The sequence below is a fragment of the Antarcticirhabdus aurantiaca genome (genome assembly GCF_009765365.1).
Lineage (GTDB): Bacteria > Pseudomonadota > Alphaproteobacteria > Rhizobiales > Rhizobiaceae > Antarcticirhabdus > Antarcticirhabdus aurantiaca.
Genome location: NZ_VTOM01000005.1, coordinates 156,961 through 178,415, shown reverse-complemented (window position 1 = coordinate 178,415; position 21,455 = coordinate 156,961). Strand labels below are relative to the sequence as shown.

The 21,455-nt window shown below is 72.1% G+C and carries 17 protein-coding genes; 8 read left to right on the top strand and 9 right to left on the bottom strand.

Features of this window, described 5'->3' with window-relative positions:
- Positions 1-18: 18 nt before the first annotated feature.
- Genes glgC through FZN60_RS07885 form a run of 7 tightly spaced genes read left to right on the top strand, consistent with a single transcriptional unit; the run spans position 19 to position 9,851 of the window.
- Positions 19-1,293, top strand: a complete 1,275-nt coding sequence (glgC, locus tag FZN60_RS07915; RefSeq protein ID WP_158872879.1) for a glucose-1-phosphate adenylyltransferase — start codon at positions 19-21, stop codon at positions 1,291-1,293.
- Positions 1,290-2,735, top strand: a complete 1,446-nt coding sequence (glgA, locus tag FZN60_RS07910; RefSeq protein WP_158872877.1) for a glycogen synthase GlgA — start codon at positions 1,290-1,292, stop codon at positions 2,733-2,735. The genes glgC and glgA overlap by 4 nt, the downstream gene beginning before the upstream one ends.
- A gap of 11 nt (positions 2,736-2,746) precedes the next feature.
- Positions 2,747-4,375 (top strand): alpha-D-glucose phosphate-specific phosphoglucomutase, encoded by a 1,629-nt coding sequence (locus FZN60_RS07905; protein WP_158872875.1) that lies wholly within the window; start codon positions 2,747-2,749, stop codon positions 4,373-4,375.
- A 17-nt stretch (positions 4,376-4,392) separates the two neighbouring features.
- A complete protein-coding gene (gene glgX / locus FZN60_RS07900) occupies positions 4,393-6,459 on the top strand; it encodes a glycogen debranching protein GlgX (RefSeq protein WP_158872873.1) in 2,067 nt (688 codons plus the stop codon).
- A 34-nt stretch (positions 6,460-6,493) separates the two neighbouring features.
- On the top strand, positions 6,494-8,383 hold the full coding sequence (mutL, locus tag FZN60_RS07895; protein WP_158872871.1) for a DNA mismatch repair endonuclease MutL: 1,890 nt from the start codon (positions 6,494-6,496) through the stop codon (positions 8,381-8,383).
- Positions 8,380-9,573 (top strand): glycosyltransferase, encoded by a 1,194-nt coding sequence (locus FZN60_RS07890; protein ID WP_158872869.1) that lies wholly within the window; start codon positions 8,380-8,382, stop codon positions 9,571-9,573. The genes mutL and FZN60_RS07890 overlap by 4 nt, the downstream gene beginning before the upstream one ends.
- A gap of 38 nt (positions 9,574-9,611) precedes the next feature.
- Positions 9,612-9,851 (top strand): DUF2093 domain-containing protein, encoded by a 240-nt coding sequence (locus FZN60_RS07885; protein WP_246726643.1) that lies wholly within the window; start codon positions 9,612-9,614, stop codon positions 9,849-9,851.
- Here FZN60_RS07885 and lpxK read toward each other — a convergent pair.
- Genes lpxK through FZN60_RS07855 form a run of 6 tightly spaced genes read right to left on the bottom strand, consistent with a single transcriptional unit; the run spans position 9,817 to position 15,493 of the window.
- Positions 9,817-10,857, bottom strand: coding sequence for a tetraacyldisaccharide 4'-kinase (gene lpxK / locus FZN60_RS07880; protein ID WP_158872867.1), 1,041 nt, complete (start codon positions 10,855-10,857; stop codon positions 9,817-9,819). The two genes, FZN60_RS07885 and lpxK, sit on opposite strands and share 35 nt — an antisense overlap.
- A gap of 13 nt (positions 10,858-10,870) precedes the next feature.
- Positions 10,871-12,226, bottom strand: coding sequence for a 3-deoxy-D-manno-octulosonic acid transferase (locus tag FZN60_RS07875; protein WP_158872865.1), 1,356 nt, complete (start codon positions 12,224-12,226; stop codon positions 10,871-10,873).
- Positions 12,223-13,023, bottom strand: a complete 801-nt coding sequence (locus tag FZN60_RS07870) for a lysophospholipid acyltransferase family protein (RefSeq protein WP_246726642.1) — start codon at positions 13,021-13,023, stop codon at positions 12,223-12,225. Before FZN60_RS07870 ends, FZN60_RS07875 begins: the two co-directional genes overlap by 4 nt.
- A 21-nt stretch (positions 13,024-13,044) precedes the next feature.
- Positions 13,045-13,281 carry a DUF4170 domain-containing protein gene (locus tag FZN60_RS07865; protein ID WP_158872863.1) on the bottom strand — a complete coding sequence of 79 codons (237 nt, stop codon included), beginning with the start codon at positions 13,279-13,281 and terminating at the stop codon, positions 13,045-13,047.
- A gap of 23 nt (positions 13,282-13,304) precedes the next feature.
- Positions 13,305-14,123: an inositol monophosphatase family protein gene (locus FZN60_RS07860; RefSeq protein ID WP_158872861.1), complete on the bottom strand. Its 819-nt coding sequence runs from the start codon at positions 14,121-14,123 to the stop codon at positions 13,305-13,307.
- A gap of 23 nt (positions 14,124-14,146) precedes the next feature.
- A complete protein-coding gene (locus tag FZN60_RS07855) occupies positions 14,147-15,493 on the bottom strand; it encodes a TldD/PmbA family protein (RefSeq protein ID WP_158872858.1) in 1,347 nt (448 codons plus the stop codon).
- A gap of 168 nt (positions 15,494-15,661) precedes the next feature.
- Here FZN60_RS07855 and FZN60_RS07850 point away from each other — a divergent pair, with 168 nt between their 5' ends.
- On the top strand, positions 15,662-17,548 hold the full coding sequence (locus FZN60_RS07850) for an amylosucrase (protein ID WP_158872856.1): 1,887 nt from the start codon (positions 15,662-15,664) through the stop codon (positions 17,546-17,548).
- A gap of 186 nt (positions 17,549-17,734) precedes the next feature.
- Here FZN60_RS07850 and FZN60_RS07845 read toward each other — a convergent pair whose 3' ends face one another.
- Genes FZN60_RS07845 through FZN60_RS07835 form a run of 3 tightly spaced genes read right to left on the bottom strand, consistent with a single transcriptional unit; the run spans position 17,735 to position 21,448 of the window.
- Positions 17,735-18,580 carry a patatin-like phospholipase family protein gene (locus FZN60_RS07845; protein ID WP_158872854.1) on the bottom strand — a complete coding sequence of 282 codons (846 nt, stop codon included), beginning with the start codon at positions 18,578-18,580 and terminating at the stop codon, positions 17,735-17,737.
- A 13-nt stretch (positions 18,581-18,593) separates the two neighbouring features.
- Positions 18,594-19,907 carry a M16 family metallopeptidase gene (locus FZN60_RS07840; protein ID WP_158872852.1) on the bottom strand — a complete coding sequence of 438 codons (1,314 nt, stop codon included), beginning with the start codon at positions 19,905-19,907 and terminating at the stop codon, positions 18,594-18,596.
- Entirely contained in the window at positions 19,904-21,448 is a 1,545-nt protein-coding gene (locus FZN60_RS07835; RefSeq protein WP_158872850.1) for a M16 family metallopeptidase, read from the bottom strand. Before FZN60_RS07835 ends, FZN60_RS07840 begins: the two co-directional genes overlap by 4 nt.
- Positions 21,449-21,455: the final 7 nt, after the last annotated feature.

Below are 21,455 nucleotides of genomic sequence, written 5' to 3'. Positions count from 1 at the left end.
GCCGACTGGAGGAACACGATGCCCGAACGCCGACCCTTCGCGCCGATCTCGCGCGATACCATGGCCTATGTCCTGGCGGGCGGGCGCGGCTCGCGGCTGATGGAGCTGACCGACTTCCGCGCCAAGCCCGCGGTCTATTTCGGCGGCAAGACGCGCATCATCGACTTCGCGCTGTCGAACGCCATCAATTCCGGCATCCGCCGCATCGGCGTCGCGACCCAGTACAAGGCGCACTCGCTGATCCGCCACCTCCAGAACGGCTGGAACTTCCTGCGCCCCGGGCGCAACGAGAGCTTCGACATCCTCCCCGCCTCCCAGCGCGTCTCGGAGGACCAGTGGTATGCCGGCACGGCCGACGCCGTGTACCAGAACATCGAGATCATCGAGGGCTACGCGCCCCGCTACATGGTGATCCTCGCGGGCGACCACATCTACAAGATGGACTACGAGATGATGCTCCAGCAGCACGTCGACACGGGGGCCGACGTCACCGTCGGCTGCCTCGACGTGTCCAAGGAGGAGGCGACCGCCTTCGGCGTCATGCACGTCGACGAGAACTTCCGCATCACCGACTTCGTCGAGAAGCCGAAGGACCCGCCGACCATTCCGGGGCGCCCCGACACCTGCCTCGCCTCGATGGGCATCTACGTCTTCGAGACCAACTTCCTGATGGACCAGCTGCGCCGCGACGCCGCCGACCCGAACTCGGCGCGCGACTTCGGCAAGGACATCATCCCCCACATCGTGCGCCACGGCTCGGCCTACGCCCACCGCTTCAACCGCTCGGTGGTGCGCTCGGCCGCCGAGCCCGACAGCGAGGCCTACTGGCGCGACGTCGGCACCGTCGACGCCTACTGGCAGGCCAATATCGACCTCACCGACGTCGTCCCGCCGCTCGACATCTACGACCGCGACTGGCCGATCTGGACCTATGCCGAAACGACGCCCCCGGCGAAGTTCGTCCACGACGTCGAGGGGCGGCGCGGCTACGCCGTGTCCTCGCTCGTTTCCGGCGACTGCATCATCTCCGGCGGCTCCTTGAAGCGCTCGCTCCTCTTCACGGGCGTTCGCGTGCGCTCCTATTCGCAGCTCGACCACGCGGTGGTGCTGCCGCACTGCACGATCGGGCGGGGGGCCCGCCTGTCCAAGGTCATCATCGACCGCGCGGTGAACATCCCCGACGGCCTCGTGATCGGCGAGGATCCGGAGCTGGACGCGCAGCGCTTCCGCCGCACCGCCAGCGGCATCTGCCTCGTCACCAAGCCGATGATCGACCGCCTCAACTATCGATGACGCTCACCGTCCTGTCCGTCGCCTCCGAGGTCTTCCCCTTCCTGAAGACCGGCGGCCTCGCCGACGTGGCCGGCGCGCTGCCCGGCGCGCTGCAAAGCCACGGCATCGGCGTGCGAACGCTGATGCCGGGCTATCCCGTGGTCATGGCGGGCATCGATCCCGGAGCCGAGACGGTCTGGAGCGACGAGAGCTTCTTCGGCGGGCCGGCGCGCATCCTCGCCGAGACCCGCCACGGGATCGACCTCCTGGTTCTCGACGCTCCGCATCTCTACGAGCGGTTCGGCGGCCCTTATTCGGGGCCGGACGGGGTCGACTATCCCGACAACGCCCTGCGCTTCGCGGCGCTCTCCAAGGCCGGCGCGCTCGTCGCGCAAGGGGCGCTGGGCGGCTGGCGGCCGGACATCGTCCACGCCCACGACTGGCAGGCGGCCCTCACCCCCGTCTACCTCGCCTTCTCCAACGCGCCGCGCCCGCGCACCGTCTTCACCGTCCACAACCTCGCCTTCCAGGGCACGTTTCGATACACGGTCTTTCCGCAACTCGGCCTGCCCGACTCCGCCTGGTCGATCGAGGGGGTCGAGTATTACGGCGATGTCGGCTTCCTGAAGGGCGGCCTCCACGCCGCCGACGCGGTCACCACCGTCAGCCCGACCTATGCGCGCGAGATCCTGACCTCCGAGGGCGGCATGGGCCTCGACGGCCTGCTGCGCGGCCGCGGCGACCGGCTCGTCGGCATCGTCAACGGCATCGACACGAGCGTCTGGAGCCCGGAAACCGATCCCGTCATCGCCAAGACCTACACGGCCCGCACGGTGCGCGAGCGCCGGCACAACAAGCGGGCGCTGGAAGGCGAGTTCGGCCTTCGCCGCGAGGACGGGCCGATCCTCGCGGTCGTGTCGCGCCTCACCTGGCAGAAGGGCCTCGATCTCGTCGCCGAGATCGCCGACGAGATCGTGTCGCTCGGCGCCCGCCTCGTCGTCGTCGGCTCGGGCGACCGCCTGATCGAGGGCGCGTTCCTCGCCGCCCATGCCCGTCATCCCGATCGGATCGGCGTGCGCATCGGCTACGACGAGCCGATGAGCCACCGCGTCCAGGCCGGCGCCGACGCGATCCTCGTGCCCTCGCGCTTCGAGCCCTGCGGCCTCACCCAGCTCTACGGCCTGCGCTACGGCTGCGTGCCGCTGGTGTCGGACGTCGGCGGCCTCGCCGACACGGTGATCGACGCCAACTTCGCCGCCCAGCGCGCCAAGGTCGCGACGGGCTTCGTCTTCGGGCCGGTGACGACCGACGCCCTTCTCGAAGCCGTGGGCCGGCTGCTCGATGCCTATCGCGACGATGCGAAATGGCGCACGATCCAGACCCGCGCCATGGCCTTCGACGTGTCCTGGACGGCGAGTGCCGCCCTCTACGCCGCGCTCTACCGCGACCTCCTGAACGAATAGAGACCCGCCCGATGTCGAAAACCGTCGCGACCCGCCCCTATGACGACCAGAAGCCCGGCACTTCGGGCCTGCGCAAGCGCGTGCCGCACTTCCAGCAGCCGAACTACGCGGCGAACTTCATCCAGTCGATCTTCGCCGCGGCGAGAGTGGAGCCCGGCTCGACCCTCGTGATCGGCGGCGACGGGCGCTTCTTCAATCGCGAGGTCATCGGCCTCGCCATCCGCATGGCCGCCGCCAACGGCTACGGGCGCATCGTCGTCGGCCGAAACGGCATCCTCTCGACCCCCGCCGCCTCGAACCTCATCCGCAAGCGCGGGGCATCCGGCGGCATCATCCTCTCGGCGAGCCACAATCCCGGCGGACCGAACGGCGATTTCGGCATCAAGTACAACGTATCGAACGGCGGCCCGGCGCCCGAGAAGGTGACGGAGGCGATCTTCCGCCACACCCGCACGATCTCGGAATACCGCATCGTCGAGGACGCCGCGCCGGACCTGTCCGTTCTCGGCGAGACCAGGCTCGGCGATGCCACCGTCGAGATCGTCGATCCCGTCTCCGACTACGCCGCGCTGATGGAGGAGCTCTTCGACTTCGCCAAGCTCCGCGATCTCGTCGCCTCCGGCTTCCGGCTGCGCTTCGACGCCATGCACGCGGTCACCGGCCCCTACGCCCACGAGATCCTGGAAAAGCGCCTCGGCGCGCCGGCCGGCACCGTGATCAACGGCGAGCCGAAGGAGGATTTCGGCGGCGGCCACCCGGATCCCAACGCCGTCTACGCCGCCGAGCTGATCTCGGAGATGATGGGCCCGGCCGCCCCCGACTTCGGCGCGGCCTCCGACGGCGACGGCGACCGCAACCTGATCGTCGGCCGGGGGATCGTCGTCTCGCCGTCCGATTCGCTCGCGGTTCTCGCTGCCAACGCCCATCTGGCGCCCGCCTACGCCAAGGGCATCGCCGGCATCGCCCGCTCCATGCCGACGAGCGGTGCGGCCGACCGCGTCGCCGAGAAGCTGAAGGTCGGCATCTACGAGACGCCGACCGGCTGGAAGTTCTTCGGCAACCTCCTCGATGCCGGCAAGGTCACGATCTGCGGCGAGGAGAGCGCCGGCACCGGCTCCGACCACGTGCGCGAGAAGGACGGGCTCTGGGCCGTGCTCCTCTGGCTCAACATCCTCGCCGTCCGGCGCGAGAGCGTCTCCGAGATCATGGCCGCGCACTGGCGCGAATACGGGCGCACCTTCTACCAGCGCCACGACTACGAGGAGATCGACAAGGCCGCCGCCGACGGGCTGATGGAGAGCCTTCGCCAGCGCCTCGCCTCCATGGCCGGACAGCGCTTCGGCACGCTCGTCGTCTCGGAGGCCGACGACTTCTCCTACAAGGACCCGGTGGACGGCTCGATCTCGACCGGCCAGGGCGTGCGCATCGTCTTTTCCGGCGGCTCGCGCATCGTCTTCCGCCTGTCGGGCACGGGCACGCAAGGCGCGACGCTGCGCGTCTACATCGAGCGCTTCGAGCCGGACCCGGCACGCCACGGCGACGCCCCGGCCGACGCGCTCGCCGAACTCGTGCGTACCGCCGACGTGATCGGCGAGATCAAGGCCCGCACGGGCCGCGAAGAGCCGGACGTCGTGACCTGACGGCGGCGGACTCGTCGATGGGGTTCTCGATCACCGCCGAGCGCGGCGCGCCGGCGCGGCTCGGCGCGAACGTCGCGGCGGACGGCGTGTCCTTCGCCGTTCATTCCGGCAACGCGGCCCGCGTCCTCCTCTGCCTCTTCGACGGGAGCGGCGAGCGCGAGATCGCTCGCCTGCCGCTGGCGCGGCAAGGCGACACGCATTTCGGCTTCGTGCCGGGCCTTGCCGAGGGCGCGCGCTACGGCCTGCGCGCCGAAGGTCCCTGGGCGCCCGAGGCCGGCCACCGCTTCGATCCGTCGAAGCTCCTCGTCGATCCCTACGCCGTCGCGCTCGACCGTCCCTACCGCTTCGATCCCGTCCTGACCGCCCCACGGCAAGCCGGCCTCGACAGCGCCGCGGTCGTGCCGCGCGCCGTCGTCGCGAAGCTCGACCGGACGGCCGCGCCCCTCCCCTTCGCGCCGCCCGGCCTCACCTACGAGACGAGCGTGCGCGCCTTTTCCATGCGCCACGCGAGCGTGCCGGAACGAGTCCGCGGCACGGTCGCGGCGCTCGCCGAGCCAGCCGTTCTCGATCACCTCGTCCGGATCGGCGTCGGGAGCGTCGAGCTGATGCCGCTTGCCGGCTGGATCGACGAGGCGCATCTCGTTTGCCTCGGTCTTTGCAACGCCTGGGGCTACAACCCGATCGCCCACATGGCGCCCGATCCGCGCCTCGCGCCCGGCGGCTGGCCGGAGATCCGCCGGAGCGTGGAAGCGCTGCACGCGCGCGGGCTCCGCGTCCTTCTCGACGTCGTCCTCAACCATTCCGGCGAAGGGCCGGTGGAAGGGCCGACGCTCGCCTATCGCGGCCTCGACAACGCGCTCTACTACCGCCACGCGGAAGGGCAGCCCGGCACGCTCGTCAACGACACCGGAACGGGGAACACCTTCGCCTGCGACCGTGCGCCCGTCGTCGCGCTGTTCCTGGAATGCTTACGCACCTGGGTCGAGGTCGGCGGCATCGACGGCTTCCGCTACGATCTCGGCACGGTGCTCGGCCGCGACGATCACGGCTTTCGGCCGGACGCGCCGCTCCTCGCGGCCATCGCCGCCGATCCCGTCCTGAAGGACCGCATCCACGTCGCCGAGCCCTGGGACGTCGGCCCCGGCGGCTACCGCATCGGCGAGTTCCGCCCGCCCTTCCTCGAATGGCAGGACCGCTTCCGCGACGACGTGCGGCGCTTCTGGCGCGGCGAGAGCGGCCGCGTCGGAGCGCTCGCCACCCGCCTCTGCGGCTCGCCGGACCTTTTCGACCGCTTCAACCGCGCGCCGTCGGTCGGCGTCAACTTCGTCGCCGCCCATGACGGCTTCAGCCTCGCCGACATCGTCGCCTACGAGACCAAGCACAACGAGGCGAACGGCGAGGGAAACCGCGACGGCCACGGCGAGAACCATTCCTGGAACAACGGCGTCGAAGGGCCGACGGACGATCCCGCGATTCTCGCCGCGCGCGGGCGGGACCTGCGCGCCCTCCTCGCGACCCTGTTCCTCTCCCGCGGCACGCCGATGTTGGTGGCCGGCGACGAGTTCGGCCGCACGCAGAACGGCAACAACAACGCCTATGCGCAGGACAACGCGACGACCTGGCTCGATTGGGACGCGGCCGACGAGGCTCTGATCCGCTTCGTCGCGGCCCTGTCGGCGCTCCGCCGCAGCCATCCGGCGCTGCGCCTCGACGCCTTTCCGAGCGGCCGGCCACTGCCCGGCACCGACGTGCCCGACGTGTCCTGGCTGCGCGCGGACGGCTCGGCGATGGAAGCCGACGACTGGAACGATCCGGAGCGCCGCCTCCTCGTCCTCCAGTTCGCCGCCCCCGGTGCGGACGGCCGGCCGGCCCGCCTTCTCCTCGCCTTCAACGCGGGCATGAAGGACGCCGCCATCGCCCTGCCGCCGGCCGCGCCAGGCGAGCGCCTCGTCCTCGCTCTCCAATCCGACTGCCCCGACCTGTTGCCGCGCCCGCTCGATCCGGCGCACGGCCTCGTCGTCAAGGCGCGCTCGGTCTTCGTCGTGACGGCGGAGGTGGTGGAGCCGGCGGACGGGATCCCTTAAGTAGGGGCGAGACAGCCCGAGGCCGAAAGCATCCATGCCGATCCGCCAGCTTTCCGAAACGACCATCGACCGCATCGCCGCCGGCGAGGTGGTAGAGCGGCCGGCGAGCGTCGCCAAGGAGCTGGTCGAGAACGCCCTCGACGCGGGCGCGACGCGCATCGAGATCGTCACCGCCGGCGGGGGCAAGACGCTCATGCGCGTGTCCGACGACGGCTCCGGCATCCCGGCCGACGAATTGCCGCTGGCGGTCCGCCGCCACTGCACCTCGAAGCTGCCGGACGAGGACATCGCCCTCGTCGGCACGCTCGGCTTTCGCGGCGAGGCCCTGCCCTCGATCGGCTCGGTGGCGCACCTGACGCTCACCTCGCGCCGGGCCGGGGCGGGCGAGGCGGCCTCTATCACCGTCGCCAACGGGCGCGTCGGTGCGGTGAAGCCGGCCGCGCTCTCCAAGGGCACCACCGTCGAGGTGCGCGACCTCTTCCAGGCCGTGCCCGCCCGGCTGAAGTTCCTGAAGACCGACCGCGCCGAAGGGTCGGCCATCTCCGAGATGGTCAAGCGCATCGCCGTCGCGATGCCCCAGGTCCGCTTCGAGATCGCCGGCGAGGACAGGACGCCGACGATCCTTCCCGCCGCCTCGCCGATCGAGCGGATCGGCGCGATCGTCGGAGAGGCCTTCGCGGCGGATTCGATCGAGCTCGACGCGGAGCGCGAGGGCGTGCGCCTCGGCGGCTTCGCGGGGCTGCCGACCTTCTCGCGCGGCAACGCGCTGCACCAGTTCGTCACCGTCAACGGCCGGCCGGTGCGCGACAAGATGGTGCTTTCGGCGCTCCGCGCGGCCTATGGCGACGCGATGCCCCGCGACCGCTGCCCGGTCGCCGTCCTCTTCCTGGAGCTCGACCCCGCCCTCGTCGACGTCAACGTCCACCCGGCGAAGGCCGACGTCCGCTTCCGCGACCCCGGCCTCGTCCGCGGCCTCCTGATCGGCGCGATCCGCCAAGCGCTCGCCCGCGAAGGGCTGAAGGCGAGCCGCACGGCGGCCGGCGACATGCTCGCCCGCATGCGCGCAACCGCGCCTCCTCCCGCCTCCGACGACACGGCGGCGCGCGAGCCCGCCTTCGTCCAGCCGCGCTTCTCGGGCTTCGCGCCCGGCGCCCCGGCCTTCCGCTCCGCCGCGCCCGCTTACGCCCGGGGCACCGATCCGCTCGCCGCCTCGCCCTTCCGGCCGCCGGAGCGGGCGGATGCCGCGCCGGGCCTCGCCTCCGCCGGTCTCGGCGAGGAGGCGCCCCCGCCCTTCATCCCCTCTCCGCCCCTGGAGGACGCGGAGACCGAGCCCGCGGCCGACATCCATCCTCTCGGCGCGGCCAAGGCCCATATTCACGACACCTACATCGTCTCGCAGACCGAGGACGGCATCGTCATCGTCGACGCGCACGCCGCCCACGAGCGGCTCGTCTACGAGACGCTGAAGCGGGCGATCCACGGTCGGCCGCTGCCCTCGCAGGGGCTGCTCATCCCCGACGTGGTCGACCTCGCCCCGGAGGATGCCGAGCGCGTCGAGACCGAGCGCGACGCGCTCGCCCGGCTCGGCCTCCATCTCGAGCGCTTCGGTCCGGGCGCCGTCCTGGTGCGCGAAACGCCGGCGATCCTGGGAATGGTCGACGCGGCGCGGCTCGTGCGCGACGTCGCCGATGCCCTCGCCGATGAGCGGGCCGGGGATGTCGTCTCGACCCGCATCGACCGGGTGGCGGCCACCGTCGCCTGCCACGGCTCGGTGCGCTCCGGCCGGCGGCTGCGCCCCGAGGAGATGAACGCGCTGCTGCGCGAGATGGAGGACACCCCAGGCTCGGGCACCTGCAATCACGGGCGGCCGACCTTTATCGAGCTGAAGCTCGCCGACATCGAGAAGCTGTTCGCGCGGCGATGAGCACCCGGCTTCTCCGCAGCGCCTGGCGCCGCCTGCCGCGCGGCTTCCGGCAGGACCTTTTCGCCCGCCTGACCGAGCGGCTCGTTCCCGCCGTTCCCGCCGCCGAGCTCGACCCGGCCGTCCTGCCCGCTCCCATCACCGTCGTCGGCGCGCTTCGCGCCCCGACCGGTCTCGGCCAGGCGGCGCGCCTCGCGCTCCACGCGCTGCGCGAGGCCGGCGTGCCGTTCGCCGCGATCGACATCACCGCGCGCCTGTCGCAGCCGGAGACCGAGCCCGTCTTCGAGGCTCCGGCGGCACGCGAAGGGCCGGGCACGCTTCTCGTCTACGCCGTGCCGCCGAACGGCGCCAACGCGCTCGCCGCCGTGCCGCGCGAGATCCGCGCGGGCAAGCGCCTCGCCGCCGGCTGGGTCTGCGAAACCGAAGCGCTTCCCGCCCTCTGGCAGCGTCAGGCGCGGCTCTTCCACGTCCTGACCGCGCCGACGCGGTTCGCGGCGGACGGCATCGCCCGGGCGACCGGCCGGCCGGTGCGGGTGATCGGCCATCCCGTGCTGGCCGAGCCCCTGCCCCCGGTCCCGCAGGATCCGCCGCGGAGCCCGGACGGGCGCCGCCTCGTCGGCGCGGTGCTCGACGTCGCTTCTTCCGGCGACCGCAAGAACGTCGAGGCGCTGATCGAAACGATCCGCCGCCTTCTCGCATCCTCGAACGATGTCGGGTTCCGCCTGAAGATCAAGGATGCCGGCGCGGAGCCGGCGCTCGCCCGCGCGCTGGCCGAGCTTCTGCGATCGGCGCCGGACCGGATCGCGGTCGCCGAGGCCGCGGCGTCGCGGGCGGAGACGATCGGCTTCATCGACGGGCTCGACCTCCTTCTCTCGCTCGCGCGCGCCGAAGGCTTCGGCCTGCCCCATGCCGAAGCGATCATGCGCGGCGTGCCGGTGGCGGCGGCGCGCTGGAGCGGCCCGGCCGAGTTCCTGACGGACGAGAACAGCGTCGCTCTCCCCTTCCGCCTGGTGCCGATCCGCGACCGCTCCGGCCTTTACGCCCCGACCATGGGGCGCTGGGCCGAGATCGATCCCGGCGCGGCCGCCGAAGCCGTCCTGCGCGCGCTGGAGGCGCCGCCCCGACTACGCCCGCCGATGCCCCCGCTCTTCACGACGCGCCTCTTCGTCGACGCCCTGCTCGGGCGCGCGTGAGGTTGCCGATGGGGCTCGTCCGTGCTCTTGGACACGCCATGACCGCCGTATGGAAAGGCCGCGACATGAACCGCATGGATGCCGGCGGAGAGGCCAAGCTCCGCTACGCCACCCCCGATTTCGAGGTGATCCGCCCCGGCGCCTTCGTGCGCTGCGCCGTGACCGGCGAGGCGATCCCGCTCGACCTCCTGAAATATTGGAGCGTCGAGCGCCAGGAGGCCTATCTCGACGCCGCGGCGTCCTTCAAGCGGGCGATGGAGACCGGCGGCGGGCGCTGAAGCGCGCCATCGCCGCCTCGACGAGGCGTCGCGGCGCCTCGCGATCGACGAAGCGCATCTCGATCTCGAGGACGTGCACGGCGCGCAGGAACTCCGCGGCCCGCGCGCCAGAGCCGCGGATGCGGGCATGGTCCTTGGCCGTGGTCGCCAGCACCGCGCCGACGGCCTCCGCTTCGCGCTGGAGATCGGCGAGCTGGCCGCGGGTGAAGGGGTGGTGGTCGGGAAAGGCCCGCAGTCCCGCGAGCGACGCGCCGACCTCGGCGAGGCTCCGGCGGAATTTTTCGGGATCGGCGATGCCGCAAAAGGCCAGCACGCGCCGCCCGGCCCAGCTGCGCGCCGCCTCGGCCGCGATCCGGGCGCGCTCGACGGACAGGCCGGCCGCCGCCGCACGCGCCGCCGCCGCCTCGCCCGCCGCCCCGTCGCCGACCACGAGCACGGCGTCGGCATGGCTGAACTGGAGATCGAGCGGCGCGCGCAAGGGGCCGGCCGGAAGCACCCGGCCGTTGCCGAGGCCCCGCCGCCCGTCGACGACGAGAAGCGCGAGATCGATCGCGAGCCGGGCGCTCTGGAAGCCGTCGTCCATGATCAGGAGGTCGGGCGCGGCCGCCGCGCGCAGGAGCGCCGCGCCCGCGGCGCGGTCGGCGGATACGACGGTCGGCGCGAGAGCGGCGAGAAGAAGCGGCTCGTCGCCGGCCTGCGCCGCGCCGTGGTGCTTCGGGTCGACGAGAAGCGGTGCCGTCCCGTCCCGGCCGTAGCCGCGCGATAGATAGCCGACCTTGATCCCCGCCTCGATCGCGGCGCGGCCGAGCGCCAGCGCCGTCGGCGTCTTGCCCGCGCCTCCGACCGTGAAATTGCCGACGCACAGGACCGGCAGGCCGGCCTCGACGCGCGAGCCCCTTCGCAGGCGGCGGCCGCTGACCGCGCCGTAAAGCGCGGCGGCGGGCGCGAGCGCGCGGGCCGGCAGGCCGCCGCCCGCGTCCCACCAGAAGCCCGGCGGCTGGATCATGGCCGCTCGCGGGTCAACGCCGGCCGCCGACCGCGGCGGCGGCGGGCGGCGGCGGGGGCGCGGCACGGCGGTCGAGGCTGAGGGCGAGCTCCAGCGGATGGAGGAAGGGATGCAAGGCCGCCATGGTGCGGCGAAGCCCCCCGCGCATCTCGCGCACGGCGGCGCGGGCGGCCGCGGCCATGGTGCTCTGGGCGAGCGAATCCGACAGGAGGAAGTCGAGCTGCTCGGCAAGGTCCGCCTCGTCGGACACGATGCGCGCCCCGCCCGTTTCGACGAGCTTGCCGTAGATGTCGCGGAAGTTCTGCACCGCGCGGCCCGACAGGATGGCGTTGCCGAGCATGGCGGCTTCCAGCGGGTTCTGCCCGCCGGTTCCCGTCAGCGACTTGCCGACGAAGACGATCTCGGTGAGCCGGAGATAAAGGCCCATCTCGTGCATCGTGTCGCCGAGCATGACGTCGGTATCGGGACCCGGCAGCTCGCCGCGGCTGCGACGCGCAACCTTCAGGCCTGCCGCCTCGAAGCTCGCGGCGATCTCGTCGCCGCGCGTCACGTGGCGGGGCACGACGAGGGTGATGAGGCGGGGATGGCTCGCCTTCAACCGACGATGCGCGGCGCTCGCGATCGCCTCCTCGCCCGGATGGGTCGACACGGCCGCCCAGACCGGCCGGTCGCCGAAGGCGCGCGCGACGCGCACGAACTCGGCCTCGGCGATGGTGGGCGCCGGCATCTCGGCCTTGAGGTTGCCCGCGACGGACACCGCCGGCGCGCCGAGCGCCCGGTAGCGCTCGGCATCGAGCTCCGACTGGGCGACGACGTGCGTGACCTTCTCCATGACGGCCTCGGCGATGCGGGGCACCTGGCTCCAGCGCGCGAAGGAGCGGTCGGACAGACGGGCATTGACGAGGATCAGCGGCACCCGCCGGCGCGCCAGCTCGTGCATGGTGGTCGGCCAGATCTCGCTCTCGGCGGTGATCGCGATGTCCGGGCGCCAATGGTCGAGGAAGCGGCGGATGTAAGGGGCGAGGTCGAGCGGCACGTATTGGTGGGTGACGCAGTCGCCGAGCCGCTCGGCGACCAGCGCAGCCGAGGTGCGGGTGCCCGTCGTCATCAGGATCGGCAGGCCGAGATCGGCGACCGCGCGCACCATCGGCGAGACCGCCGCGCTCTCGCCGACGCTCGCGGCGTGCACCCAGACGAGCGGGCCTTCGCGGCGCTCCAGACCGGCGAGGCCGTAACGCTCGCGCCGACGGGCTCCCTCTTCCTTGCCGCGCGAGGCGCGCCACACGACGTATGGAGGAACGAGCGGGCGGCCGAGCGAGCCCGCGATCCGGTAGGTCGCCAGCGCGGCGCGCGCCAGGAAGTCGCTCATGCTCGGTCCGCGAGTTCGGCGGCGCGCCGGTTGGCGGCCTCGATGGCGCGCGTCACCTCGCGGCGCTTGGCTTCCATGGTGGCCTCGTCCGCATCGCGGGGAACGTGGATCGAATCGCCCATGACGACGGCGAGCCGGCCGAAGGGCAGCGGCAGGCTGGTGGCGTCCCAGGAACTCTTCACGACGTAGCGGCGCGAGGTGACCGCGGCGGCCGGGACGATCGGGCACCCGGACAGGCGCGCCAGCGTCACGATGCCGAGCCCCGCCTCGCGCGGGGTGCCCTTGGGAACGTCGGCGATCATGCAGACCCCTTCCCCGTCCTTGAGGGCGCGGGTCAGCGCGATCAGCGCCCCGACGCCGCCCTTCTTGGAGGCGGCGCGCGGATCGCGCCCGCCGCTGCCGCGCACCGTGCGGATGCCGAAGCGGGCGACGACGGCCGCGTTCAGCTCCGCATCGGCGTTGCGCGACAGCAGCGCGACGTAGGGGAGCGTCCTCGGGCGGAAGAAGGGCGCGAGGAGGTGCTGCCCGTGCCAGAGGCCGACGATCGCGGGATGCTCGGCGGCGAGCCTTTGGGCGTGCGGGCTCGAGCCCTCGACCCGCCGCTGGCTGGCGTGAACCAGGCGCAGGATCCCGTAGATCAGGCTGCCGACGAAAGACACGAAGCCGGGCCGCCGCATGAGGTCGCGGCCCGCGCGCTTCAGCCGCTTGCGCAGCGGCCGCCGTCCCTTGGGCCGCGGAAGCTTCGGGGCGGGCGGCGCGGCGCGCTCACCGGCCTCGATGTCGTCGACGCTCGCCATGTCGCGGATCGCCCGGCCTCCTCAAGCCACCTCCGGATCGAGGAGACGATGCATGTGGACGATGAAGTAGCGCATGTGCGCGTTGTCCACCGTCGACTGGGCCTTGCCGCGCCAAGCGGCCAAAGCAGTGGCATAATCGGGAAAAATGCCGACGATATCAAGGTTCGAGACGTCCCGGAACTCGGTCGACCCGAGCGTCGTCAGCTCGCCTCCGAAGACCAGGTGGAGGCGCTGCTTGGGTTGAACTTCTTCGACCACGTTTTTCGGTCCCTCTCGTTGGTTCAACGCTTGGCGCCGGCCCCGCGCCCCGCCTCCTCCGCCAGCGCCGAAAGGCGCCGCAGGATGCTCGTTCCACCGGCGACGAGGACGCCATGGCTCTTCCCCGCGATCCTGTAAACCCTTCGCTCGCCCGCAACGTCCTGAAGGAGGCCCCCGGCCCGCTCCAGGATGAGGTCGCCGGCGGCGATATCCCAGTCGTTGGCGCGCGGGCGGATCAGCGTTCCGTCGACGCGCCCGCTCGCGACGAGCGCGAGGCGATAAGCAAGCGAGGGAACGTTGGGGGCGAGGTCGAAGGCGCCCCGCGCCTCCGGCGCCATGGCGCGCACCAGCGGATCGGGAACGCCGAGCCGCAGCCGGGCGTCCTGCGCTGGCCTCGAGGCGGCGATGGGCGCGCCGTTCAGAAGCGCGGCCCCGTCCCGCGTCGCGGTGAAGATCTCGCCCATTACCGGTACGTCAAGGACGGCCGCGACGTTGGCGCCTCTCTCGACCACGGAGACGGCGACGCACCAGGTGCCCTCGCCGCGCAGGAAGGAACGCGTGCCGTCGATGGGGTCGACGACGAAGAAGCGCTCGGGCTCGCCTGCGGCCGCGCGCTCGGCCGGGGCCATCTCTTCCGAGAGCCAGCCGTAATCGGGCCGCGCGTCGAGAAGGACGCGGCGCAGGTGCCGGTCGACGGCGAAGTCGGCCTCGGACACCGGCGAGTTGCCGTCCTTGTACCAGACTTCGGGATCGCGCTTGAAATGCTCGAGCGCGATCTGCGCGCCCTGGCGGGCGGCTTCCGTGATGAGGGCGAGATCGTCCGCGAAAGGATCCGCCGCCACGGCCGGGGCCGCTTCGGCCACCGTCAGCGGCCCGCGACCGTCATCGCGCCGACGTGAAGCGTCGGGGCGACGATCGAGAAGCGCTCGTCGCCGTCGTTGGCCGGGCGCAGCGCAATGAGCATCTCGGCGAGGTGGCCGGCGATGGTCAGCTCGCTCACCGGTTCCGTCAGCTCGCCGTTCTCGATGAGGTAGCCGGCGGCGCCCCGCGAATAATCGCCCGTGACGAGGTTGGTGCCGTGGCCGATCAGCTCGGTGACGTAGATGCCCCGGCCGATCTCGGCGATCAACTCCTTCGGCGTGATCTCGCCGAGGGTGAGGAGGACGTTGGTCGAGCTCGGCGACACGCCGGAGGAGGAGCGGCTGGCGCGCCCGTTCGTGGCGGGAAGGCCGAGCTCCCTCGCCGTCGCGGTGTCGAGCGTCCAGTTGCGAAGGACGCCGTTCTCGACGAGCGCCAGCGTTTCGCCGCGCACGCCCTCGCCGTCGAAGGGGCGCGATCCCGGCCGGCGCGGCAGAAGCGGCTCGTCGGTGACCGACAGGGCGGCCGGGAGGATCTGCTCGCCCATGCGGTCCTTCAGGAAGCTGGTCTTGCGGGCGATGGCGGCGCCGTTGATCGCCCCGACCAGCGAGCCGACGAGGCCGCGCGACAGGCGCGGGTCGAAGACGATCTCGTAGCGCCCGGTCGGCAGGACCTTCGGGTTCATGCGCCGCACCGTACGCTCGGCGGCGCGCCGGCCGATCGTTTCGGCGTCTTCGAGGTCGGCATAGTGGATGCGCCCGTCGAAGTCGTAGTCGCGCTGCATGTTGACGCCCTCGCCCGCGATCACGCTGACCGAGCGGCCGAAGGAGGAGCGGCGCCGCGCGCCGGAAAAGCCCGTGGAGGTGACGAGAACGAGGCCGGCCGCGCCCGCCGAGGCCGAGCCTCCGCCCGAATTGGTGATGCCGGGATGGTCGAGCGCCGCCGCCTCGACGGCGAGCGCGGCCTCCGCCAGTTCCTCGCCGGTCAGCTCGGTCGGATCGAAGAGGTCGAGGTCCTCCTCACCGCGCGACAGGAACGCGGGGTCGGCGAGCGAGGCGTAGGGATCCTCCGGTGAGACCTTGGCCATGGCGACCGCCCGCTCGGCGATGCGGTCCGGCTCGAGCTGCGGGCCGATGTCGGCCGAGACCGATGCGACGCGGCGCCCGACGAAGACGCGCAGCGACAGGTCCTGCGATTCGGAGGCGTCGACGCTCTCGATCGCGCCGAGGCGGGCGCTCGCCGAGCGACCGGCCGACTGCACCACCGCGACGTCGCAGGCGTCCGCGCCGGCCCGCTTCGCGCTGTCGATCAGCCGCTCGGCGATGCCGAGAAGCCGCGTGGTCACGTCGTCCATGGATTCGGTCCGGCCTTGAATTCGAAGGAGCCCTCCATCTATGCGCCACACCCGGCGCCATCAAGGCGCGGGACCCTGCGCGGCGCGCGCCGAACCACAGCTTCGCATTGAGCCGTCCGCGACCTTCAGTTAGGCAAGCCTCGGCGGAGCGAGGCGGGGAGGCGCGGCATGGCAAACGAGGCGGCGGCACGGGCACGGAGCATCGCGGCGCTCAGCGAGGCGGGCCTGTCGCCCGACACGGCCTTCCTGCGGCGGCTCGACGCGCACTTCCCGGCGCTCTTCGCCGAGTTCGCCGCGGTCTATGACGGCCATCCGGCCTTCGACGACGAGCTCGCGGCCGCCATGGTCGCGGCCGCCCGGGCCCACGCCGAGCGACCACCGGAGATGCGCGCGCTCGACATGCGGCGCGAGGCCGAGCCCGCCTGGTTCCAGTCGAACGCCATGCTCGGCGGCGTCGCCTATGTCGACCGCTATGCCGGATCGCTGGAGGGCATCCGGCAGCAGATTCCCTACTTCCGCGAGCTGGGCCTCACCTACCTCCACCTGATGCCGCTGTTCCGCTGCCCGGCAGAGAACTCGGACGGCGGCTACGCCGTCTCGTCCTATCGCGAGGTCGACGCGCGGCTCGGCACCATGGCGGAGCTGAAGGATCTCGCCACGGCGCTGCGCGAGGCCGGCATCTCGCTGGTGATCGACTTCATCTTCAATCACACCTCGAACGAGCACGACTGGGCGCGCCGGGCGCTCGCGGGCGAGCGCGACTACGAGGACTTCTACTGGATCTTTCCCGACCGGACGATGCCGGACCGGTTCGAGGAGATCACGCGCGAGATCTTCCCCGACGACCATGCCGGGTCGTTCGTGCAGCTTCCCGACGGGCGCTGGATCTGGTCGACCTTCTACCACTTCCAGTGGGACCTGAACTATTCCAACCCCGCGGTCTTCCGGGCGATGGCGGGCGAGATGCTGTTCCTGGCGAACCAGGGCATCGAGTTCCTGCGCATGGACGCCGTCGCCTTCATCTGGAAGCGGCTCGGCACGACGTGCGAGAGCCTGCCCGAGGCGCACCGCCTCATCCGCGCCTTCAACGCGGTCTGCCGCATCGCCGCGCCCGCGCTCCTGTTCAAGTCCGAGGCGATCGTCCACCCGGACGAGGTGGTGAGCTACATCGACCCGGCCGAGTGCCCGATCTCCTACAATCCCCTCCTGATGGCGCTGTCCTGGGAAGCGCTGGCGACGCGCGACGCCCGGCTCCTGCAACAGGCGGTGGACCGGCGCCAGCGCATCGCGCCGGGCTGCGCCTGGGTGAACTACGTGCGCAGCCACGACGACATCGGCTGGACCTTCGCCGACGAGGACGCGGCCGAGCTCGGCATCGACGGCTTCGCCCACCGCCGCTTCCTCAACGCCTTCTACGTAAACCGCTTCCCCGGCTCCTTCGCGCGGGGGCTGTCCTTCCAGGACAATCCGAAGACCGGCGACTGCCGCATCGCCGGCACGACGGCCTCGCTCGCCGGCGTCGAGGCCAAGGATCCCGGCGGCGTCGAGCGGGTGCTGCTCCTTTATTCGATCGCGCTGTCGGCCGGCGGCGTGCCGCTCCTCTACCTCGGCGACGAGGTCGGGCAGCTCAACGACTACGGCTTCCGCGACCGTCCGGCCGAGGCCGGCGACAGCCGCTGGGTCCACCGCCCGCATCGCCCGGACGCGCTCTATGCCGAGCGGGGCGACCCAGAGACCAACGCAGGCCGGATCTTCGCGGGCCTCAAGCGGCTGATCGCGGTTCGCAAAAACGCGCCGGCGCTGGCGGGCGGGGCGATCCACGGCTTCTGGACGGGGAATGACCGCGTTCTCGGCTACCTCCGGCCGGAGGCGGGCGGCCTTCTCGTTCTCGCCAACCTCGACGACGATCCGCAAACGGTCGCGGCGGCGCGCTTCGAGGCGCTGCCGCATGCGGTGGTCGACCTCGTATCCGGCGACGGCGTCGGCCTGCGCGAGGACCTCGTCCTTCCACCGCACGGCTTCGTCTGGCTCGACCTGTCGGCGGAGCTGGCCTGACGAAGGCCGCGATCGAAACTGCTCCCTTCTCCCGCTGGCGGGAGAAGGTCCCGGCAGGGGGATGAGGGTGGCGGCGAAGCCGCAATAGCGCCGCGTCGATGGTTCTTCGCTTGGCCGCTTGCGCGGCCGGCACGCTCACCCGGCGCTTCCGCGCCCCCTCCCCGCAAGCGGGCGAGGGCAAGCACCTCATCCTGATCCCCCGGCGTCCCCCTCCATTACCGCCGCGATGGCGCGCTTGGCCTCCTCGCGGAAGGGCAGCGTCGCGTCGATGATCGTGCGGGTGCGCAGGAAGTCGAGGACGCCCCAGTCGGACACGGCGGGCGTGAGGACGAGGTCGGGCGCCTGCGCGCGGAGCTTGGCGCGGATGATGGCGCCGGCCATGATCTGCGAGGCGCCGGTGAGGACGGCGAGCGGCGTCGGGATGGCGCCTGCCTCGCCCTTCGGCCCGCCGGTGACGTCCACCGCCACCAGCCGGTCGGCCCGGCCGGCCAGCGCCTCGAACGGCAGGGGGTCGGTGAAGCCGCCGTCGACGAGGAGGCGTCCGTCGCGCATCACCGGCCGGAACACCGCCGGCAGCGCGGCCGAGGCGGCAATCGCCGAGAACAGGTCGCCGTGCTCGATCACCACCGGCTCGCCGGCATAGAAGTCCGTCGCGATGGCGGCGAAGGGGATGGCGAGGCCGGAAAAGTCGCGCGGCAGATGCTCGGGCAGGAAGGCTTCGAGGAGCCGGGCGGCGTTGATCTGGCCGAGCCGCAGGCCGCCCTCGGAGCGGAAGGCGGCAAGGTTCGGCGGCCGGGTGCGCCACAGCCGCGCGAGAACGAGGCGCTTGTTGGCGAAGGCCTCGACCGCCGCCTCGCGGATCTCGGCGCCGCTCATGCCGGCGGCGTAGGCCGCGCCGAGGATCGCGCCGATCGAGGTGCCGGCGATGACGGCGGGCCTCACGCCGAGTTCGTCGAGGGCCTCGAAGACCGGGATGTGGGCGAGGCCCCTTGCGCCCCCGCCGCCGAGCGCGAGGCCGAGCGTCGGCGCCATCGGGCCGCCCGCCTCAGGCTCCGGCGGGACCGACGGTGATCACCGTCGGCTCGGGGCTGAGCAGCGTCTTCGCCACGCGCCGCGCGTCCTCGATCGTCACCGCGTCGATCTCCGCCTCGCGCCGGTCGATGTAGTCGGTGCCGAGGTCGTCGAGCTGGATCGTCACCAGCGTCGAGGCGACCGCGAGCGAGGAGTCGAGGTTGCGCACGGCATAGGCGCCCTTCACGTAGGACTTGGCGGCCGCGAGCTCCGCTTCGGTCGGCCCCTCCTCGGCCATGCGCTTCAGCTCGTCGCGCATCAGGGCGACCACCTCCTCCGCCTTGTCGGCGCGCGTCGTCGTGGAGGCCGACAGGAGCGCGGCGTGGTCGAAGGAGGCGAGGCTCGAGCCCGCGCCGTAGGCGAGGCCGCGCCTCTCGCGGATCTCCTGGTAGAGGCGCGAGGTGAAGGAGCCGCCGCCGAGGATCTGGTTGACGAGATAGGCGGCGAAGTAGTCGGGATGGTCGCGGGGCAGGCCCGGCAAGGCGAGCTGGATCGAGGCCTGCGGCGTTTCCGCGTCGACGTCGACGCGCTTGCCCGTGGCCGGCACGACGTCCGCAACCGGCGCGAGGTCCGGCGCCTCGGCGAGGCCCCCGAACACTTCGTCGAGCCTTTGACCCAGCGTCTGCGCGTCGATGGCGCCGACGACGCCGACGACGAGGTTGCCGCGGGTGAACTTCGATTTGGCGAAGCCGCGCAGATCCTCGGCCGTGACGCTTTCGAGCGACGGGATCGTTCCTTCCACGGGGCGGCTGTAGGGATGGTCGGGGAAGATCGTCTCGCGCCAGGCCTCGCCGAGCCGCTCGCCGGGGTCTTGCGAATCGGCGCGGATGCCGGTCTCGATCTGCCCGCGGATGCGGTTCACCGGCTCCTCGTCGAAGCGCGGGGCGTTCAGCGACAGGCGCAGGAGGTCGAAGGCCTCGGTCTCGAAGTCGGTGATCGCGCGGAACGAGCCGGAAAAATCGTCGTATCCGGCGGAATAGGCCAGCGACACGCCGAGATCGTCGAGCTTTTCCTGAAAGGCGGCGCTCGGGATCTCGCCGGCGCCTTCGTCGAGGAGGCCGGACAGAAGGTTCGCCGTTCCTTCCTTGCCCGGCGCGTCCTGCGTGGCGCCGGCTCCCGCGAAGGAGAAGCGCATGGCGATCAGCGGATTGGTGTGATCCTCGACGAGCAGCGCCTTGATGCCGCCGGGGCTCGTCACCTCCTGGATCTCGACGGCTTCGGCCGGCGCGTCGGCGAGGCCGAGGAAGCCGAAGGCCGCGGCGGCGGCCAGCGATGCGAGACGGATCATGTGCGGCTCTCCGGATGGGCGGCGGGGGCGTCGTCCTCGGTGCCGGTGTCCGGCGAGGGCGGAGGCGTCGCGCCGGCGGTCGCGGGCGGGGCCGTGGTGGTCTCCGGCTCGCCGGCGGGCGGCAGGAGATAGGCCGAGACCGAGCGCTCGGGGCGCAGGTACTTGCGCGCGACGGCCTGGACGTCGGCGCTCGTGACCGCCTCGATCCGGTCCGGCCACTGGTCGACGTCGGCGACAGTGCGGCCGGTGGCGAGGGCCGCGGCGTAGCGGCGCGCCATCGCGGTCTGGCTGTCGGCGAGATAGATCATGGTCTTGCGCACGCGGTTCTTGGCGCGTTCGAGCTCGGCGGCCGACACCGGCTCGGCGATCACCCGCTCGATCTCGGCGTCGATGGCGTCCTGGACCTGCGTCAGCGTCGCCTCGCCCCGGGGCATGCCGTAGACGCCGAACTGCGCTTCCTCGCGCGGGGAGCCGGAATAATAGGCGCCGGCTCCCGCCGCGATGCCCTGCCCGACGACGAGGGCGCGATACAGCCGGCTCGTCGTGCCGCTGCCGAGAATGTCGGACAGGACGTCCAGCGCCGCCGCCTCGTTGCCCGGCGCGGTGCGCTCGGAGGGCACGAGCCAGGTCGTCGAGAAGGAGGGCTCGGTGACGCGCGGGTCGCGCAGGGTCACCGAGCGCTCCGTGCGCGGCTCGGGTTCGGCGGGGCGCACGCGCGGCGGGGGCTCGGCGCGGCGCTTCAGCGGCCCGTAGATCTCTTCGGCCAGGCGCCGCGCCTCGGCCGGATCGACGTCGCCGGCGATCACCAGGACCGCGTTGTTGGGCGTGTAGTAGCGATCGTAGAAGGCGATGGCGTCGTCCTTCGTCAGCGCCTGGATCTCCGACTCCCAGCCGATCACGGGCGTGCCGTAGGGGCTGTTGGCGAAGAGCGTCGCCTGGACGGATTCGGACAGGCGCGACTGGGGCTCGTCGTCGACGCGCTGGCGCCGCTCCTGGAGGACGACGTCGCGCTCGGGCGCCACCACCTCTTCCGTCAGGACGAGGTTCTCCATCCGGTCGGCCTCGAAGCGCATCACCATTTCCAGGGCGTCGGCCGGCACCTGCTGGTAGTAGCCGGTGTAGTCGGCCGTGGTGAAGGCGTTCTCCTGGCCGCCGATCGCCGCCACCGCCGCGGAGAACTCGCCCTCCGGGTGGGTTTTCGTACCCTTGAACATCAGGTGCTCGAGGAAATGGGCGACGCCGGAGAAGCCGGCCGGCTCGTCGGCCGCGCCGACCTTGTAGTAGACCATCTGCGTCACCACCGGCGCGCGGCGGTCGGGCAGGATCAGGACTTCCAGGCCGTTGGGCAGCGTGAAGTTGGTCAAACCCGGCAGGCCCGGCTTGACCGGTTCCGGAACGCCCTCGAAGGCCGGCGCCGGCGGGGGCACGGCCGGCCCTTGTGCGAGGGCCGCGGGCGCGGCGGCGCACAGAAGCGCGGCGGCGAGAAGAAGCGCCGGAGCGCGGCGGCGCGGGGCGGCGGGATCGCGGCGGGTGGCCTGCAAGATCGGT

Coding starts and splice junctions, on each gene's coding strand:
- glgC (WP_158872879.1), top strand. CDS start 19: ATGCCCGAACGCCGACCCTTCGCGCCGATCTCGCGCGATACCATGGCC.
- glgA (WP_158872877.1), top strand. CDS start 1,290: ATGACGCTCACCGTCCTGTCCGTCGCCTCCGAGGTCTTCCCCTTCCTG.
- FZN60_RS07905 (WP_158872875.1), top strand. CDS start 2,747: ATGTCGAAAACCGTCGCGACCCGCCCCTATGACGACCAGAAGCCCGGC.
- glgX (WP_158872873.1), top strand. CDS start 4,393: ATGGGGTTCTCGATCACCGCCGAGCGCGGCGCGCCGGCGCGGCTCGGC.
- mutL (WP_158872871.1), top strand. CDS start 6,494: ATGCCGATCCGCCAGCTTTCCGAAACGACCATCGACCGCATCGCCGCC.
- FZN60_RS07890 (WP_158872869.1), top strand. CDS start 8,380: ATGAGCACCCGGCTTCTCCGCAGCGCCTGGCGCCGCCTGCCGCGCGGC.
- FZN60_RS07885 (WP_246726643.1), top strand. CDS start 9,612: ATGACCGCCGTATGGAAAGGCCGCGACATGAACCGCATGGATGCCGGC.
- lpxK (WP_158872867.1), bottom strand. CDS start 10,857: ATGATCCAGCCGCCGGGCTTCTGGTGGGACGCGGGCGGCGGCCTGCCG.
- FZN60_RS07875 (WP_158872865.1), bottom strand. CDS start 12,226: ATGAGCGACTTCCTGGCGCGCGCCGCGCTGGCGACCTACCGGATCGCG.
- FZN60_RS07870 (WP_246726642.1), bottom strand. CDS start 13,023: ATGGCGAGCGTCGACGACATCGAGGCCGGTGAGCGCGCCGCGCCGCCC.
- FZN60_RS07855 (WP_158872858.1), bottom strand. CDS start 15,493: ATGGACGACGTGACCACGCGGCTTCTCGGCATCGCCGAGCGGCTGATC.
- FZN60_RS07850 (WP_158872856.1), top strand. CDS start 15,662: ATGGCAAACGAGGCGGCGGCACGGGCACGGAGCATCGCGGCGCTCAGC.
- FZN60_RS07845 (WP_158872854.1), bottom strand. CDS start 18,580: ATGGCGCCGACGCTCGGCCTCGCGCTCGGCGGCGGGGGCGCAAGGGGC.
- FZN60_RS07840 (WP_158872852.1), bottom strand. CDS start 19,907: ATGATCCGTCTCGCATCGCTGGCCGCCGCCGCGGCCTTCGGCTTCCTC.